This is a genomic window from Rhizomicrobium sp., from assembly GCF_056722145.1.
Map to the genome: position 1 here is coordinate 1 of NZ_JBWZET010000213.1, position 16,045 is coordinate 16,045.

Consider the following 16,045-nt stretch of genomic DNA (forward strand, 5'->3'; position numbering starts at 1 on the left):
GAACAAGCAGGTGCGGGTTGGACGGCCGCGGCCGCAGGCGGGAATGCCTGCGTCGTCGGCAGGACCTGATTACGCGACGGCCATCGGTCTGCTGATGGCGGGTGCAACGATGCCTCCGGAAGTGCTCAATCCGGAACTCGCGCTGCGGCGCGAAGAAAATGGAACGAAAGGATGGCTCTCACGGTTGACCAGAGGGCTCATCGGATGATTCAACGATAAGAATATGATTCGCTTTGGGCTAATGGCGAAGAAAAGCGCGACAAGCCAAGGAGAGTAGAGATGCCGATCAGTTTCAAAGCGCCCGAACCGCAAGAGCTGCGTCCCCGCATCACCGTCCTGGGAGTTGGCGGTGCCGGCGGCAACGCGGTGAACAACATGATCGCCTCCAAGCTGGAAGGCGTCGAGTTCGTGGTTGCTAACACCGATGCCCAAGCGCTTGCCGGGTCCAAAGCCGAACGGCGGGTCCAACTCGGCGCCCACGTCACCGAGGGGCAGGGCGCCGGCGCCCAGCCTGATATCGGCAAGGCAGCCGCCGAAGAGACGCTCGAAGAGATCATGGAGCACATGCGCGACTCGCACATGGTGTTCATCACCGCTGGCATGGGCGGCGGCACCGGTACCGGTGCGGCCCCGGTGATCGCCCGCGCCGTGCGCGAGGCCGGCATCCTGACCGTCGGCGTCGTCACCAAGCCGTTCGCCTTCGAGGGCGAGCGCCGCATGCGGATCGCCGAAAAGGGCATTGCCGAACTGCAGCAGTTCGTCCACACCCTGATCGTCATTCCCAACCAGAACCTGTTCCGCGTCGCCAATGACCGCACCACCTTCGCCCAGGCCTTTGCCATGGCCGACGATGTGCTGCATGCCGGCGTGCGCGGTGTCACCGACCTGATCGTCAGCCCCGGCCTGATCAACCTCGACTTCGCCGACATCAAGTCGGTGATCACCGAGATGGGCAAGGCGATGATGGGCACCGGCGAGGCCGAGGGCGAAGATCGCGCCCAGAAGGCCGCCGACATGGCGATTTCCAACCCGCTGCTCGACGATGTGTCGATGAAGGGCGCCCGCGGCGTGCTCATCAACATCACCGGCGGCCCCGATTTGGGCTTGTTCGAAGTCGAAGCCGCCGCCAACCGCATCCGCGCCGAGGTCGATCCCGACGCCAACATCATTTTCGGCAACACCATCCTCGACAACATGGAAGGTCGCATCCGCGTGTCGGTGGTCGCCACCGGCATTGAGGCGGCCGAAATGCGGGTTGGCAAGAACATCGAGCAGTTTCCGCGCAACAAGCAGCGTCCCATCGACATGCTGAAGGCCGCCGCCGCCACGGTGCAGAAGCCGATCGCGCCGCCGCCGCCGCCCCCGCCGCAGCCGATTGCCCAGACGCCAAGCCCGGTGCATCGCCGCATCGAAGACCTCGAAGCCAGCTTCAACGCGCAGCAAAGCAGCGCCGAGGCCATGATCCTTGGCACCAGCGAGCTGCCGCCGGCCGAATTGCCGCCCGAACCGCCGCGCCATGTCACCGAGGAGATCATCCCGGTGCGGCAGGCCGAGCCGGAAAAGAAGCGCCGCGGCCTGTTCGGCTGGGGCCGCAAGGAAGAGCCCCGGGTCGAACCGGCGCGCGTCCAGCAGCCGGTCCGCGCTCCGGCGCCGCAGCCGCGGGCGATGGCCCAGGCAGAACCGGTCCGCTCCGCGCCGCAGCAGCCGGCGGCGGCGCAAGGCTCCGACCTGTTCGGCGACGCCAAGAGCGGCGATCAGTTCGAAATCCCGGCCTTCCTGCGCCGCCAGACCAACTGATCGTGCGTTAACGTGATAGAAAAAGGGGTGCGTTCTTCGGGGCGCGCCCTTTTTTTATGAAAGGCCGCCGATGCCCACTGTTCTGACGCCGGGACCGGTTCCGCAATCCGTCGTGCTCGAAGGCACGCACGTCCGCATCCGGCCGCTGGACGCTGTTCGCGATGCCGGCGCGCTGTTCGCGGCAATGAGTGCGGATATCGAGCGCCTTTATCGCTTCCTGCCGGCGCCGCCGCCGCCGGACGTGGCGATTCTCGCTGCCCAGCTTGCTGACTGGCAATCGCGCCCCGACACGCTGCAATTCCTGTTCGAGGACAGCAGCGGCCGCCCCGCCGGCACCTCCAGTTATATGCGCATCGCGCCCGAGCACCGGGTGCTGGAAGTCGGTTTCGTGGTGATGGCGCCGTGGGCGCAGCGCTCCACCCTCGCCACCGAAGCGCAGTATCTGCTCGCCCGCCACCTCTTCGAGACCCTCGGCTATCGCCGTTACGAATGGAAATGCGACAGCCGCAACAAAGCGTCGAGCGCCGCGGCCGAACGCTACGGCTTCCGCTACGAAGGCACTTTCCGCGCCCACATGATCGTCAAAGGCGAAAGCCGCGACACCGCCTGGTTCGCCATGACCGATGCCGATTGGCCGGCGGTGAAAGCCGGCTTCGAACGCTGGCTCGATCCGTCCAATTTCGACCCCGCCGGCCGCCAGCGGTTGAGTCTCGCGGTATTGCGCGTTCCGGCCTGACTCGTAGCCGCCCAGAATACGTATTCAGGCGCTCGCGCGGGACCGGCTCCGGGCGTAACAATCCGCCGCAAAACCGGCACCGCGCGTCGATGCGGGCCACTTTCGGGAGGATTGGATGAAGCGCGCCCTGTTTGCCCTGGTGTTGGCGGCCCTGTTGTCGCCAGCTAAAGCCGATCCGGTGGCGGAAATCGCCTCGCCCGGCAAGGTGCTTGCCGTGACGGTGGAGATCGATGGCGACGGCCGTCCGTCCTACAGCGTGACGCGGGGCGGCAAGGTGGTGATCGCCCCGTCGCGGCTCGGGTTCCTGCTCACCGACCAGCCCAAGCTGGAGCGCAATTTCAAGCTCGGCTCGGTCGAAACCGCCCATCATGACGACACCTGGGAACAGCCGTGGGGCGAATGGCGCTTCATTCGCAACACTTACAATGAGCTGCGTGTCCAACTGGTCGAGAAGATCGCCCCCTCGCGCAAGCTTGACGTGGTGTTCCGCGTCTACGACGACGGTGTCGGCTTCCGCTACGAATTTCCCGATCAGCCTCAGCTCAAGACCGTCAACATCGGCGAGGAAGAAACCGAATTCGCCGTCGCCGATCCGGCCGAAGCGTGGTGGGAAGTCGGCGGCGAATGGAACCGCTACGAACAGCTTTACCAGCACACGCCGCTGAACCAGGTTTCCCAGGCGCACACGCCGTTGACGATCAAGACCGCGAGCGGGCTTTACATCGCCGTGCACGAGGCCGCGCTGGTCGATTATTCCGCCATGTGGCTGCGTCGTGTCGACGGCCAGCGGCTGAAGACGGTGCTGTCGCCGTCGGCCCAGCACGCCGCCAAGGTGTTGCGCACCGCACCGTTCCCGACGCCGTGGCGCACCCTGATCATCACCGACTCGGCGCCGGCGCTCTACATGTCGCACATCGAATTGAACCTCAACGAGCCCAACAAGATCGGCGACGTGTCGTGGTTCAAGCCCTACAAATATGTCGGCATCTGGTGGGGCATGCATCTCGGGCTCGAGACCTGGGGCTCGGGGCCGACCCATGGCGCCACCACCGCGAACACCAAGCGCTACATCGATTTCGCGCACCGGAACGGCTTCAAGGAAGTGCTGGTGGAGGGGTGGAACTATTCCTGGGACAATGATTGGTTCGCCAACGGCCAGGAACTCTCGTACACGCGTCCCTATCCCGATTTCGACATCAAGGCGCTGGCGGCGTACGCCAAGTCGAAGGGCGTCAAGATCATCGGCCATCACGAAACCTTTGGCCATGTCGACAATTACGAAGCCCAGCTCACCGCGGCGCTCGATCTCTTGCAAAGCCTCGGCTACGACTCGATCAAGACCGGCTATGTCGCCGATGCCGGCGGCTTCCGCGTCAAGGGTGAAGACGGCAAGATCTATTACGAATATCACGACAGCCAAGCCTCGGCGATGCATCACATGCGGGTCGTGACCGAAGCGGCCGCACGCCACATCGGGGTCGTCGATCACGAACCGATCAAGGATACCGGGCTCCGACGCACCTATCCCAACTGGGTGTCGCGCGAAGGCGCCCGCGGCCAGGAATACAATGCGTGGGGCAATCCGCCCAATCCGCCGAACCATGAATCGCTCTTGGTCTTCACCCGCATGCTGGCAGGGCCGTTCGATTTCACGCCCGGCGTCTTGAGCCTCACCGGCCAGAAGGGTCAGAAGATCCAGAACACGGTGGCGCATCAGCTCGCCGATTACGTCGTGATCTACAGCCCGGTCGCGATGGCCGCCGACCTGCCGGAAAACTACGCCAAATACGCGGCGCCGTTCCAGTTCATCAAGGACGTGCCGACCGATTGGCAGGAGACGCGCGTGCTCGCCGGCGAGCCGGGGCAGCTCGCGGTGATCGTCCGCAAGGATCGCAACTCAAGCAACTGGTATCTCGGCGCGGTCGGCGACGATAGCAAGCGCACCCTCACGGTGAAACTCGATTTCCTCGACAAGAAGCACCACTGGGTGGCCGAGACCTATCTCGACGCCGCCGATGCCGATTGGGACACCAACCCGCACGCCATCGATATTGCCAAGCGCCCCGTGAAGCCCGGCGATACGCTGACGCTGAATCTGGCGCGCGGCGGCGGCGCCGCAATCCGGTTTGTCGCGAAATAGCACCGTGTTTGGGAGAACGCCGATGTTGAACCGCAGCCTTCTTCTCGCCTCCGCCTTTGTCCTCGCGCTCGTCCCGTTCGCGTCGGCCGAGGTCGCCCATCCCGACTGGTCGAAATCGGCCACCATCTACGAAGTAAACGTCCGCCAGTATTCGGCCGACAGCTCGTTCGCGGCGGTGACGCGCGACCTGCCGCGACTGAAGACGCTGGGTGTCGACATATTGTGGCTGATGCCGATCAATCCGATTGGCCAGTCGCACCGCAAGGGCCCGCTCGGCAGCTATTACGCGGTGTCGGATTACAAGGCGGTCAATCCCGAATTCGGCAGCGTCGATGATTTCAAGGCGCTGGTGGCGCGCGCCCATGGTCTCGGCATGAAGGTGATCCTCGATTGGGTGCCCAATCACACTGCCTGGGACAATGCCTGGGTCAAGGATCATCCCGAGTGGTATCTGAAGGATGCGCACGGCGAGATCGGTCCGGTAACGTTCGGTTCCGGCACCGACGCGCAGGTGTGGGAGGATGTGGTCGGGCTCGATTACAAGAATCCCGCGCTTCGCGCCGCGATGATCGATGCGATGGCGTTCTGGATCAAAACCGCCGACGTCGACGGCTTCCGCGAGGACGTCGCCAGCAATGTGCCGACCGATTTCTGGAACGAGGCGCGCACAGCGCTCGATAAGGTCAAGCCGGTGTTCCTGCTCGCCGAAGCCGACAAGCCCGAACTGCAGCAAGACGCCTTCGACATGACCTATGACTGGGATTTCTATCATCTGATGGTCAAGGCCGCGAAAACCGCCGATGCCGACGCCTTGCGGGCCTTCTTCGCCCATCCGCCGAAAACCTTCCCCGCTGGTTCCTACCGCATGGAATTCACCTCCGATCATGACGAGAATTCGTGGAGCGGTTCCGATCCCGAGCTGTACGGCAAGGCGTTCCAGCCGTTCGCGGTGATCGCGGCCACCGTTCCGGGCATGCCGCTCATCTATTCGGGGCAGGAATCCGGCCTCGACAAGCGGCTGAAGTTCTTCGAGAAGGATCCGATCGCCTGGAAGACTTACGCGCTGGCCGAGTTCTATCGCCGGCTGCTGACGCTGAAGCACGACAATCCGGCGCTATGGAACGGCACCGCGGGTGGCAGCATGGAGGTGCTCGATCCGCACAATCCGCACGTCTTCGCGTTCCGGCGCGTGAAGGGCACGAACAGCGTGACGGTGATGGTCAACCTGTCGGGCAAGGTGGAAAAGGTGAAGGGCCCCGGCCTCAAGCCGGTGACGCTGAAAGCTTACCGCTGGACGATCGAAGCAAAATAGTCAGGAACTCGTCATCCTGAGACGCTCCGCGTGCACGATCCTGAGCAGATGCACTCTGCTCGGGGCGCGCAGCCGCGAAGGATCAGCCGAAGAAGAGGGCGCCGAGCACCAGGGTCAGCACCGCAAGGGTGGCAAGCGACAGGATCTGGCGGGCATGGGCGACGCTGTAGGCGACCGCCGCACCGCGGCAGCCATTCTCTTCCTCAAGCTCCATCGCCAGCCAGTCTTCGACTTCGGCGGAACTGCAAACAGTGCTGCTGGTCTGGTCCTGGGACATGCTTGGGGCCTCCACGCCGGCAGCGTGGGGGCGGTCTCGTTAGCGCCCGGTTAGCAATTGCCAAGAAATCGTACGTGCCCCAGCGAATTCTGGCGGCCGTTGCCGCAAGACCGCGGCTCAGCGGTTTTCGACCTGGATGGTGTAGCGGGTCTTGTCCTTGTCGAGGGCCTTCAACTTTCTGTCCAGAGTCTGGCCTTCTTCGGCCAGGGTCTTCAGCGTGTTGGCGCGGACAAGGAAGGCTTCGAGGTCGTCGCGGTCGTAGAACATCACCTTATCGCCGTCGGTGGTCCAGCGGCCGCGGCGGTCCGCCAGCCATGACAGCGTTCCCTCAGCTTCGTCGATGATGGTGCGGACAACCAGGTAGAGCCGCTTGCGCAGGGTTTCGGCCTCGTCGCCAACCGCCGACAGCGCCTCGGCCTTGCGGGCGGGCGGCAGGTCGAGCGCCGCCACCGCTTTGCGGAAATCCACCACCCGGGCGGTGTCGCGGGCTTCGCAGGTCACCAGGATGGCGCGAGCCTTCCCGATTTTCACGCGGGCATTTTCGAGCCCGTGCGGCGCCCCCAGGCTTGCTGCATGCAGGAATTCCGGAAAGCCCAGCGCGTCGAGTTCGTTGGAGCAGTCGAGGTTGTTCTGGACGATGCGGGAGACATTGGCCTCGCGCGCCTTTTCAAGCCCCTTTTCGCCGGCGCTGCGCAGGTAGTTGTACTGGACATAGGCGATGGCGCCCGGCACTTCCGGCACCGCGAAGGCCGTGGCGATGCTGGTGACGGCGATGCAGGCGAGGAACGGCCCGCCGCCCCACACCGACACCGAGCGCTGGACGAGGGCGCAGACGAATAGCGCCACCACCCCTGCCACCGCTGCCGCGACCAGCGCATTGCCGGCGGTCCAGACATAGGCGGTGGAATAGGTGAAGCCGTGCGCCGCCGCGTCGCGTTCGACATAGCTGGCGTGGGTGACGATCCAGGCGCCGGCGGCGACCATGGCAAGCGTCATTAAGAGCAGGCTGGCCCATTTGCGGGCCGGACTCAGGTCTTCCACGGCGATCCCCCCGGAACGTTGCGGCGGCGCCCAGCATAGCGCATCTTGCAGCGTAACATCCTGGTGCCAACCGTGATGTGACGTTATTTCTGATGCCTGTATGATCCGGCGTTCAGCCCTGGGTTTAATCTGGCCATGACCTTCAGACGCACCATTGCCAAGGAAATCGCCTGCGAGGGCATCGCCTTGCACGCCGGCACCCAGGTGCGCATGACCCTGGCGCCTGCCGCCGCCGGGACCGGGGTGGCGTTCCGTCGGATGGACATGGACGGGCTCGACATCCCGGCCCGCTACGACCACGTCACCGAGACCACCCTCGGCACCACCCTCGAAAACGGACGCGCCAGCATCACAGTGGTGGAACACCTGATGGCGGCGGTCGCCGGTGCCGGCATCGACGACCTGGTGGTGATGGTCGATGGCCCCGAGCCGCCGGTGCTGGATGGCGACGCGCTGTCGTTCCTGGAATTGCTCGATGCGGCCGGGGTCAAGGAGCTCGATGTCGAGCGGCAGGCGGTGAAAGTGCTGCGCCGCGTGGAAGTGACGCACAAGGAGGCGCGTGCCGCCCTGATCCCGGCGCCGGCGCTGCACTTCGGGTTCGAGATCACCTTCGCCTCGGCGGCGATCGGCCACCAGCGGCTGGAGCTCGACTGGTCGCCTGCGACGTTCCGGCGCGAGATCGCCCCGGCCCGCACCTTCGGCGACATCGCCCAGCTCGAGGCCCTGAAAAAGATGGATCGCGGCCACGGCGCCGCGCTGCACAACACCCTCGCAATCGACGGCGACAAGGTTTTGAACGCCGATATCATGCGGTTTCCCGATGAATTCGTGCGCCACAAGATCCTCGATGCGGTCGGCGATCTAAGTTTGGCCGGCGCGCCGCTGATTGCCCGTTTCGAGGGCGTCAAATCCGGCCACGCCCTCAACAATGCCTTGCTGCGGGCGCTTTATGCCGACCCGGCCAATTACCGGCTGGTGGCGGCGCCCTGAATTACGGCGGCGTAATGGGCTTTGCGCGCTAACCGGTTAATGCAAAGGCGGTTTTGCCCTCTGGACCGGACCTCGCCTCCAATGCGATAAGGCTGCCCCAGCGCCTGACTCCGGGCGCCCGAATTGGAATGCATGTCCATGCTGCATCTGCCGCGCGGGTTGGCCGCTGTGCTTATCGTTGGCTTTGGCCTGTCCCTGTCGGGCTGTGCCTGGTTTGATCGCCAGACCGGCAAGGAAGAGCAGCGCGACGCCGAATACCAGGAACGGCCGATCGAGCAGATTTACGGCGACGCCTGGAAGAAGCTGCGCAACGGCGACTACGCCGATGCCGCCAAGCAGTTTGCCGAAGTCGAGCGCCAGCATCCCTATTCGGTGTGGGCCCGCCGCGCCACGCTGATGAGCGCCTACTGCTATTACCAGGCCAACAAATACACCGAGGCGGTCGGCACCGCCGACAATTACATCTCGCTGCATCCCGGTTCGAAGGAAGTGGCGTATGCGTTCTATCTGAAGGCGATCTCGCTTTATGAGCAGATCGTCGATGTCGAGCGCGACCAGACCAACACCGAGCAGGCGCTCGTCGCCCTGCAGGACGTGGTGCAGCGCTTCCCCGACACCGAATACGCCCGCGACGCGACGCTGAAGATCGACCTGACGCTCGACCATCTTGCCGGCAAGCAGATGGAGGTTGGGCGCTATTATCTGCACCAGGGCGACTATATCGGCGCCATCAACCGCTTCCGCGTCGTGGTCGAGCAGTATCAGAAAACCACCCAGATCGCCGAAGCGCTGGAGCGGCTGACCGAGGCCTATTACGCCCTCGGCCTGACCCGCGAGGCCCAGACCGCCGCCGCCATCCTCGGTCACAACTATCCCGGCAGCCCGTGGTACGAAGACGCCTACAACCTGCTTCAGAAAAAGAACCTGAGGCCGGAAGAGAGCAAGGATTCGTGGATTTCCCGCGCCTTCAGCGGGATTTTGTGATCTCGTAGCGGAACATTGGTGTCATGGCCCGCCACTGCGGGCCATCCAGGTGTCGTCTGGCACATTCTTGAAAAGCGGAACCAGTGCGACCTGGATCACCCGCATTTGCGGGTGATGACAAGCATGCCCCTCTTGATCCCGCCCTTCTTCTGGTCACTATTCGTTCCGAAAGATTCTGGGTAATCCGATGCTCGCGGCCCTCAGCGTGCGCGACATTGTTCTGATCGAAGCGGCGAGGCTCGAGTTCGCCGCCGGCCTCAACGTGCTTACCGGCGAGACCGGCGCCGGCAAGTCGATCCTGCTCGATGCGCTCGGGCTGGCGGCCGGCGGGCGCGGCGGCGGACGGGCGTCGGTGCGCCCCGGCGCAGCGCAAGGCTCGGCGACGGCGCTGTTCGAGCCGCCGAAAAAACATCCCGCGCGAAAACTGCTCGCCGAGCAGTCGATCCCCGGCGACAGCGAAATCGTCCTGCGCCGGACGTTGGCCGCCGACGGGCGCACCCGCGCTTATGTCAACGACGAGCCGGTCGGCGTCGGTCTTTTGAAAGACCTCGGCGCGGCGCTGTTGGAAGTGCATGGCCAATCCGACGACCGCGGCCTGTTCGATACCGCCACCCATCGCGCCCTGCTCGATGCCTTTGGCGGCCACGACAAACTCGCCGACGAAGTCGCGGAGCTGTTCGCCGCCTACGACGCCGCCCGCATCGCCGCGGAAGACTTGAAGCGCACCCAGGTCGTTGCCGCGGCCGATGCCGATTACATCAAGCAGGCGGTCGATGAACTGACCGCGCTCGATGCCGAAGCCGGCGAAGAAGTGGCGTTGGCGAGCGAACGCGCGCTGCTGCAGAACGCCGCCCGCATCGCCGAAGACATCGCCGCCGCCAGCGATCTGTTGTCCGGTGAGCGCGGCGCCGAAAGTTCGCTGGCCGGTGCCTTGAAGCGGCTCAGCCGCATGAGCGACGAGGCGAGGTCCGCTGCCGCCGCCGCGATGACGGCGCTGGAACAGGCCTTCACGCTCAGCGAAGAGGGCAGGCGCGAACTCGATGCGCTGCTGTCGCGGCTCGACGTCGACTCCGGTGCGTTGGAGCGCAAGGAAGAGCGTCTGTTCGCAATCCGCGCCGCCGCCCGCAAATACGCGGTCAAGCCCGACGGCCTGCCGATCGTGCTCGCCGATTTCCATGAGAAACGCGATGCCCTCGATCTCTCCGGCGGCCGCTTGAAGGAAGCTGAGGCCGCCGCCGCCCAGGCCCGTGCCCAATTCATGGCCAGCGCCATGCGCCTCACCCAAGCGCGCAAGTCGGCGGCGAAGGATTTGGAGAAAGCGGTCGCCGGCGAACTCGCGCCGCTGAAGCTCGGCCATGCCAAATTCCGCGTCGCCTTCGTGGACTGCGATCCCGCGGCGCAGGGCCTCGAGCGCGTCGCTTTCGAAGTCGCCACCGTGGACGGGGCCGCGTTCGGGCCGCTCGCCAAGATCGCCTCTGGCGGCGAGCTGGCGCGGTTCTCGCTCGCCATCAAGGTGGTGCTGGCCGAAGCCGCGCCGCCCGCCGCGCTGGTGTTCGACGAGGTCGATCGCGGTGTCGGTGGTGCCGTCGCCGATGCGGTCGGCCTTCGCTTGCAGAAACTGGCCGCGACCACGCAGGTGCTGCTCGTCACGCACTCCCCGCAAGTCGCCGCCCGCGCGGAGCGCCATTTCCGCATCAGCCGCAAAGGCGACAAGACCACGGTGGAACTGCTCGACGGCGACGAGCGCCTGGAAGAAGTGGCGCGCATGCTGTCGGGCGCCGCCGTCACCGCCGAAGCCCGCGCCGCCGCCAAACGTCTCATTGCCGAAGCGGTACCGAAGAAGCCACGGAAACGGGCATGACCAAGAAGAAATCCGCCCCCGATCTGTTCGCCAGCGCTGCCGCCACGCTCGCCGTCGATAAGCTGACCGAAGCCGATGCCGCCATCGAACTCGAACGGCTGGCGGGCGAGATCGCCGAGCACGACCGGCGTTATCATGGCGACGACGCGCCGACGATTTCCGATGCCGAGTACGACGCACTGCGCCTGCGCAACGCCGCGGTGGAAGCGCGCTTTCCCAAGCTGACCCGCCCCGACAGCCCCAGCCATCGCGTCGGCGCCAAGGCGAGCGAGAAATTCGCCAAGGTGGTGCACGCCAAGGCGATGCTGTCGCTCGACAACGCCTTTGCCGACGCGGACGTGACCGATTTTGTCGCCCGCATCCGCCGTTTCCTCGGTCTCGCCGACGATGGGCCGCTCGCGTTCACCTGCGAGCCCAAGATCGACGGGCTGTCGGCGTCGCTGCGCTACGAGAATGGCGTCTTCGTGCAGGGCGCGACCCGCGGCGATGGCGCGGAAGGCGAAGACATCACCGCCAATCTGCGAACCATCAAGGACATTCCGCTGCGCCTCAACGGCAAGGCGCCGGCCGTGCTGGAAGTGCGCGGCGAAGTGTATATGACGCATGCGGAGTTTCAGCGGGTGCGCGCCGAGCAGGAAGCGGAAAACCGCCAGCGCGTCCTGGATGGAAAAAGCGAAAAGCCGGTTTACGCCAATCCGCGCAATTCCGCCGCCGGATCGCTGCGGCAGAAGAATTCCGCCGTCACCGCCTCGCGCGCGCTCAATTTCTTCGCTTATGCCTGGGGCGAGGTATCGGACATGCCCGCCGATTCGCAATCGGGCATGCTGGAGGCGTTCAAGAACTTCGGCTTCGTCGTCAATCCGCTGATCCGCCAGGCCGACACGGTCGAGAAAATTCTCGCCTTCTATCGTGAGATCGGCGAACGGCGCGCCTTGCTCGCCTATGACATCGACGGCGTCGTCTACAAGATCGACGATCTTGATCTGCAGCAGCGTTTGGGTTTTGTTTCGCGTAGCCCTCGCTGGGCCATCGCCCACAAATTTTCCGCCGAACAGGCCGAAACGGTGGTGGAGGGCATCGACATCCAGGTCGGGCGCACCGGCAAGCTGACGCCGGTGGCGCGGCTGAAGCCGATCACGGTCGGCGGTGTCGAAGTCTCGAATGCGACGCTGCACAACGAAGACGAAATCGCCCGCAAGGACGTGCGTATCGGCGATACCGTCGTGATCCAGCGCGCCGGCGATGTCATTCCCCAGGTCGTGCGCGTGGTCGAGGACAAGCGCCCGAAATCCTCCAAGCCCTATAAATTCCCCGATAAATGTCCGGTGTGCGGCAGCCACGCCGTGCGCGAAGTCGACGAAAAGACCGGCAAGGCCGACGTCGACCGCCGCTGCACCGGCGGCCTGATCTGCGCCGCCCAGGCGGTGGAACGGTTGCGCTATTTCGTCAGTCGGGATTGCTTCGACATCGAGGGCCTCGGCGAGAAGGCGATCCAGGCGTTCTACGACGACGGTCTGATCAAGGAACCGGCCGACATCTTCCTGCTGCAAAGCAATCACGCCGAGAAATTGCTGGAACGCGAAGGTTGGGGCGAGCAGAGCGTTGCCAAACTGTTCGAGGCCATCGACGCGCGCCGCAAAATTCCGCTCGATCGCTTCATCAACGCACTCGGCATCCGCCACGTCGGCGAGACGACGGCCAAGATTTTGGCGCGCCACTTCCACAGCTTGCTTGCCTTTTACGAGGCTCTGAACAGCAAGACCGCCGTCGCGGACCTGCAGACGATCGACGGTGTCGGCGAGACGATGGCCGAAGCGATCAAGGATTTTTACGACGAGCCGCGCAATCTTGCGGCTCTGTTCCGCCTTGCCCGAGAGCTGACGGTGCTGGATGTCGCTGCGCCCATCGCCACTGGCTCGCCGGTGGCGGGCAAGACCGTCGTCTTCACCGGCAGTCTCGAAAAGATGACCCGTCAGGAAGCCAAGGCGCGTGCCGAAAGCCTCGGCGCCAAGGTCGCCAGCTCGGTCTCCAAGAAAACCGATCTCGTCATCGCCGGTCCGGGTGCGGGATCCAAGCTCGCCGAAGCCCTGAAACACGGTGTAGAGGTGATCGACGAAGACGAATGGCTCAGGCGGATCGGCGGATGACCATCATCGCGGTCGACTTCGAAACCGCCAACGAGCAGCGGGCCAGCGCCTGTTCTGTCGGGCTCGCCTGGATCGAAGGAGGCGCCGTCACCCGCGTCGAGGAACGGCTGATCCGTCCTCGCGAGATGCGCTTTTCCGGCTTCAATATCGGCATTCACGGCATTCATCCTACAGACGTCGAAGAGGCGCCGGAATTTCCCGACGTGATGGGCGAGTTCGCCGCCGATTTTGCCGGCGCCATCATGATCGCGCACAACGCCGCCTTCGACATGAGCGTGTGGCGCGCCGCGGCCGATCTTTATGGGCTGCCGTATCCGGCATTCGATTATCTGTGTACGGTCAAGATGGCCAAGCGGGTGTGGCCGGACCTCGCCTCGCACAAGCTGAATGCGCTCGGCAAGCATCTCTGCATCCGCTTCAACCATCACAATGCTGCCGAAGATGCACGCGTCTGCGGCGAGGTCGCGCTGGCCTGCGCGGCCGATGTCGGCGCGCCGAGCGTGGAGGCGGTGCCGGCGCTGATCGATATGGTGCCGGGAAAAATGTACGCCGGCGGCTATCAGCCGTGCTCATGCGGCGGCACGTCGTGGCGAAGAACGCGACGTTGATGTCATGGTCCGCCACTGCGGGCCATCCAGGTTACATCTGGCACATATTCGGAGATCTGGTCGCGTCAACTGGATCACCCGCAGTTGCGGGTGATGACAATTTTCAAACGTCCCACTTCACCGCCGCTTCGTCCATTTCCACCGCGACGACCTCGTGCTTTTCCAGCACCGGCATGAAGATCGCCGCCAGCGTGCCGGTCCAGGCGGTGCCGGCGTAGAATTCGTTGGTCATCCGCTGGCGCGCCGCCGCATCGGGAAACGCGCGCACCCAGACGAGCTTCTGGTCGTCTTCGGCGGATGGCCACGGGCCGGCGCAGCGCACGCCGATGCGCTTCAGCTCGGCGAAGGTCGGTCCCTTCAAGGCGTCCAGGACTGCGGCGCGGTGGCCGCGCTTGATGGTGTAGGTGCGTACTTCGACGATCATGTCATCCCCCTTAGCTCAAAGCGTTGGCAAGAATGGGCAGGCTGATGTCCATCCGGTAATCGACCGAGGAATGGTTGTCGCCGAATTCCTCGTAGCGGTGCGGCACGCCGAGCGCGTCCAGTCTCTTGTGCATCCGGCGCGCGCCGTAGACGAGATTGTACTGATCGATGTCGCCGCATTCGATATGGAGCGCCTTCAACTGTTTCAGGCCGTCGCCGCAGCGCTCCACCAGCGTCAGCGGGTCCCAGCTGAGAAAATTGGCCCAGCGCTCGGGAATGAGCTCGCAGGTGTCGAGCGTCACCGGCAGGCGCACGCCCATGAAGGCGGTCGGATCGGGATCGTAGGTGGCGCACATGGCCAGATCCATCAGCACATGAATGTCGTCGTCGCGCACCTTCACTTGCGTCGCGGTGAGAAATGTCTGCAGCCATTGCTCGACCGAATTGTTGGTGCGGGCGATGGCGCGCAGCACGTTGGGCCAATCGCTCGCGAACAACAGGTCGAAACCCATATCGCCGGAATGCACCGCCGCCGCCGACCAGAAATCGGGATGCAGCAGCGCATGCACCATGGCGCCATAACCGCCCGAGCTTTTGCCGAACACGCCGCGCCGGCCAAACCCGCCGCAGGAAAATTCGCGCTCGACCAGCGGCACCGCGTCGGCAAGCAGGAAATCGTCCCAGCGCCCCATCGCCAGCGAATTGACGTACTGGTTGCCGCCGAGCCGGGTGCAGCAATCGGGCAGCGCCACCACCACCGGCGCCATGGCACCGGTCGCGATCAGCCGGTCGAGCCGCTCCGGCAGATTTTCGCCGAAGCCCTTCCAGTTGGTGTGCGACGGCCCGCCGCCGGTGAAGCCGACGAGATCGACGAGGAGCGGCAGGCCGCGCCCGTCATGGCCCGCCGGCACATAGACATCGATGCGCCGTTCTGTCGGCTCGCCGATCAGATTGTCAGTGAGAATCGCGCTGTCGAGCCAGCGGGTCGTAACGGCGCCGCGTGGGAAAGGTTCGCGCCGCATCAGATCAGTCGCGTGGCGTGATCGAGCCACGCCCGCGTCTCGGCATCCAGCAGCGGCGTCAGCGTCTCGCGCACCCGTTCGTGATAGGCATTCAGCCAGTTGGTTTCTTCGTCGGTCAAGAGCATGGGTTCGACCAGATCGAGATCAATCGGCGCCAGCGTGATGGTTTCGAATTCCATCATTTTGCGCTCGCCGGGTTCGGCGCTCGGCTGCACCACGACGAGATTCTCGATGCGAATGCCGTATTCGCCGGCCTTGTAGTAGCCGGGCTCGTTCGAGAGGATCATCCCCGGCAGCAGCTCCTGCCCCGTCCCCCCCTGACCGCCGGCCGCCTTGCCGATCCGCTGCGGGCCCTCGTGGACCGAGAGGAAGCTGCCGACGCCGTGGCCGGTCCCGTGGGCGTAATCGACCCCGGCCTGCCACAAGTGGAACCGGGCGAGGGCGTCGAGCTGATGCCCGGCGGTCCCCTTCGGGAACACCGCGCGGGCGAGCGCGATGTGGCCCTTGAGGACGCGGGTGAAGCGGTCCTTCAGCTCGGCGGGCGGTGCGGCCGGGCCGATCCATACGGTGCGGGTCACGTCGGTCGTGCCGTCGGGATACTGCCCGCCGCTGTCGACGAGGTAGCAGCTGCCCGGCGGCAGGGTGCGGTTGGTCTCCTCGCTGACCCGGTAGTGGACGATCGCCCCGTTGGGCCCGCTGCCCGAGAT

Annotated in this window: 14 protein-coding genes and 1 pseudogene; 10 read left to right on the forward strand and 5 right to left on the reverse strand. The window is 64.8% G+C overall.

Annotated elements, in window-relative coordinates; translation table 11 throughout:
- The 5 genes and pseudogenes from AC1P6P_RS11700 to AC1P6P_RS11720 all read left to right on the forward strand — a co-directional run.
- Positions 1 to 208 (forward strand): annotated as a pseudogene (locus AC1P6P_RS11700) (cell division protein FtsA); the annotation flags it as partial.
- A gap of 71 nt (positions 209 to 279) precedes the next feature.
- Positions 280 to 1,797, forward strand: coding sequence for a cell division protein FtsZ (gene ftsZ, locus AC1P6P_RS11705; protein WP_481402620.1), 1,518 nt, complete (start codon positions 280 to 282; stop codon positions 1,795 to 1,797).
- A 70-nt stretch (positions 1,798 to 1,867) separates the two neighbouring features.
- Positions 1,868 to 2,533: a GNAT family N-acetyltransferase gene (locus AC1P6P_RS11710; protein ID WP_481402621.1), complete on the forward strand. Its 666-nt coding sequence runs from the start codon at positions 1,868 to 1,870 to the stop codon at positions 2,531 to 2,533.
- Between the two features lie 115 nt (positions 2,534 to 2,648).
- Positions 2,649 to 4,673, forward strand: coding sequence for a glycoside hydrolase family 97 protein (locus AC1P6P_RS11715; protein WP_481402622.1), 2,025 nt, complete (start codon positions 2,649 to 2,651; stop codon positions 4,671 to 4,673).
- Positions 4,674 to 4,695: 22 nt separating this feature from the next.
- Positions 4,696 to 5,985: an alpha-amylase family glycosyl hydrolase gene (locus AC1P6P_RS11720; RefSeq protein ID WP_481402623.1), complete on the forward strand. Its 1,290-nt coding sequence runs from the start codon at positions 4,696 to 4,698 to the stop codon at positions 5,983 to 5,985.
- A gap of 82 nt (positions 5,986 to 6,067) precedes the next feature.
- On the opposite strand, the gene AC1P6P_RS11725 is transcribed toward AC1P6P_RS11720, so the two are convergent.
- Both AC1P6P_RS11725 and AC1P6P_RS11730 read right to left on the reverse strand, forming a co-directional pair.
- On the reverse strand, positions 6,068 to 6,262 hold the full coding sequence (locus tag AC1P6P_RS11725; RefSeq protein WP_481402624.1) for a hypothetical protein: 195 nt from the start codon (positions 6,260 to 6,262) through the stop codon (positions 6,068 to 6,070).
- A 117-nt stretch (positions 6,263 to 6,379) separates the two neighbouring features.
- Positions 6,380 to 7,303, reverse strand: a complete 924-nt coding sequence (locus AC1P6P_RS11730; protein ID WP_481402625.1) for a hypothetical protein — start codon at positions 7,301 to 7,303, stop codon at positions 6,380 to 6,382.
- Positions 7,304 to 7,438: 135 nt separating this feature from the next.
- On the opposite strand from AC1P6P_RS11730, the gene lpxC reads away from it, so the two are divergent.
- The 5 genes from lpxC (at position 7,439) to AC1P6P_RS11755 (ending at position 13,893) form a co-directional block, all read left to right on the forward strand.
- The gene (lpxC, locus tag AC1P6P_RS11735; protein ID WP_481402626.1) at positions 7,439 to 8,293 is read left to right on the forward strand and encodes a UDP-3-O-acyl-N-acetylglucosamine deacetylase; all 855 of its coding nucleotides are present in this window, start codon (positions 7,439 to 7,441) and stop codon (positions 8,291 to 8,293) included.
- A gap of 132 nt (positions 8,294 to 8,425) precedes the next feature.
- Positions 8,426 to 9,277: an outer membrane protein assembly factor BamD gene (locus tag AC1P6P_RS11740; RefSeq protein ID WP_481402627.1), complete on the forward strand. Its 852-nt coding sequence runs from the start codon at positions 8,426 to 8,428 to the stop codon at positions 9,275 to 9,277.
- 187 nt (positions 9,278 to 9,464) lie between these two features.
- A complete protein-coding gene (locus AC1P6P_RS11745) occupies positions 9,465 to 11,138 on the forward strand; it encodes a DNA repair protein RecN (RefSeq protein WP_481402628.1) in 1,674 nt (557 codons plus the stop codon).
- Positions 11,135 to 13,285, forward strand: coding sequence for an NAD-dependent DNA ligase LigA (gene ligA / locus AC1P6P_RS11750; protein WP_481402629.1), 2,151 nt, complete (start codon positions 11,135 to 11,137; stop codon positions 13,283 to 13,285). The genes AC1P6P_RS11745 and ligA overlap by 4 nt, the downstream gene beginning before the upstream one ends.
- Entirely contained in the window at positions 13,282 to 13,893 is a 612-nt protein-coding gene (locus tag AC1P6P_RS11755; RefSeq protein ID WP_481402630.1) for a 3'-5' exonuclease, read from the forward strand. The genes ligA and AC1P6P_RS11755 overlap by 4 nt, the downstream gene beginning before the upstream one ends.
- A 103-nt stretch (positions 13,894 to 13,996) precedes the next feature.
- Here the strand turns inward: AC1P6P_RS11755 and AC1P6P_RS11760 are convergent, their stop codons facing one another.
- From AC1P6P_RS11760 to AC1P6P_RS11770, 3 genes are all read right to left on the reverse strand, one after another.
- A complete protein-coding gene (locus tag AC1P6P_RS11760) occupies positions 13,997 to 14,317 on the reverse strand; it encodes a hypothetical protein (RefSeq protein WP_481402631.1) in 321 nt (106 codons plus the stop codon).
- Positions 14,318 to 14,327: 10 nt separating this feature from the next.
- Positions 14,328 to 15,338, reverse strand: a complete 1,011-nt coding sequence (locus AC1P6P_RS11765) for an alpha/beta hydrolase-fold protein (protein ID WP_481402632.1) — start codon at positions 15,336 to 15,338, stop codon at positions 14,328 to 14,330.
- The coding region (locus AC1P6P_RS11770) for a M24B family metallopeptidase (RefSeq protein WP_481402633.1) at positions 15,338 to 16,045 on the reverse strand (708 nt) is incomplete at its 5' end. The genes AC1P6P_RS11765 and AC1P6P_RS11770, both read right to left, overlap by 1 nt.

Coding starts and splice junctions, on each gene's coding strand:
- lpxC (WP_481402626.1), top strand. CDS start 7,439: ATGACCTTCAGACGCACCATTGCCAAGGAAATCGCCTGCGAGGGCATC.
- AC1P6P_RS11740 (WP_481402627.1), top strand. CDS start 8,426: ATGTCCATGCTGCATCTGCCGCGCGGGTTGGCCGCTGTGCTTATCGTT.
- AC1P6P_RS11760 (WP_481402631.1), bottom strand. CDS start 14,317: ATGATCGTCGAAGTACGCACCTACACCATCAAGCGCGGCCACCGCGCC.
- AC1P6P_RS11725 (WP_481402624.1), bottom strand. CDS start 6,262: ATGTCCCAGGACCAGACCAGCAGCACTGTTTGCAGTTCCGCCGAAGTC.
- AC1P6P_RS11710 (WP_481402621.1), top strand. CDS start 1,868: ATGCCCACTGTTCTGACGCCGGGACCGGTTCCGCAATCCGTCGTGCTC.
- ftsZ (WP_481402620.1), top strand. CDS start 280: ATGCCGATCAGTTTCAAAGCGCCCGAACCGCAAGAGCTGCGTCCCCGC.
- AC1P6P_RS11720 (WP_481402623.1), top strand. CDS start 4,696: ATGTTGAACCGCAGCCTTCTTCTCGCCTCCGCCTTTGTCCTCGCGCTC.
- AC1P6P_RS11715 (WP_481402622.1), top strand. CDS start 2,649: ATGAAGCGCGCCCTGTTTGCCCTGGTGTTGGCGGCCCTGTTGTCGCCA.
- AC1P6P_RS11745 (WP_481402628.1), top strand. CDS start 9,465: ATGCTCGCGGCCCTCAGCGTGCGCGACATTGTTCTGATCGAAGCGGCG.
- AC1P6P_RS11755 (WP_481402630.1), top strand. CDS start 13,282: ATGACCATCATCGCGGTCGACTTCGAAACCGCCAACGAGCAGCGGGCC.
- AC1P6P_RS11765 (WP_481402632.1), bottom strand. CDS start 15,338: ATGCGGCGCGAACCTTTCCCACGCGGCGCCGTTACGACCCGCTGGCTC.
- ligA (WP_481402629.1), top strand. CDS start 11,135: ATGACCAAGAAGAAATCCGCCCCCGATCTGTTCGCCAGCGCTGCCGCC.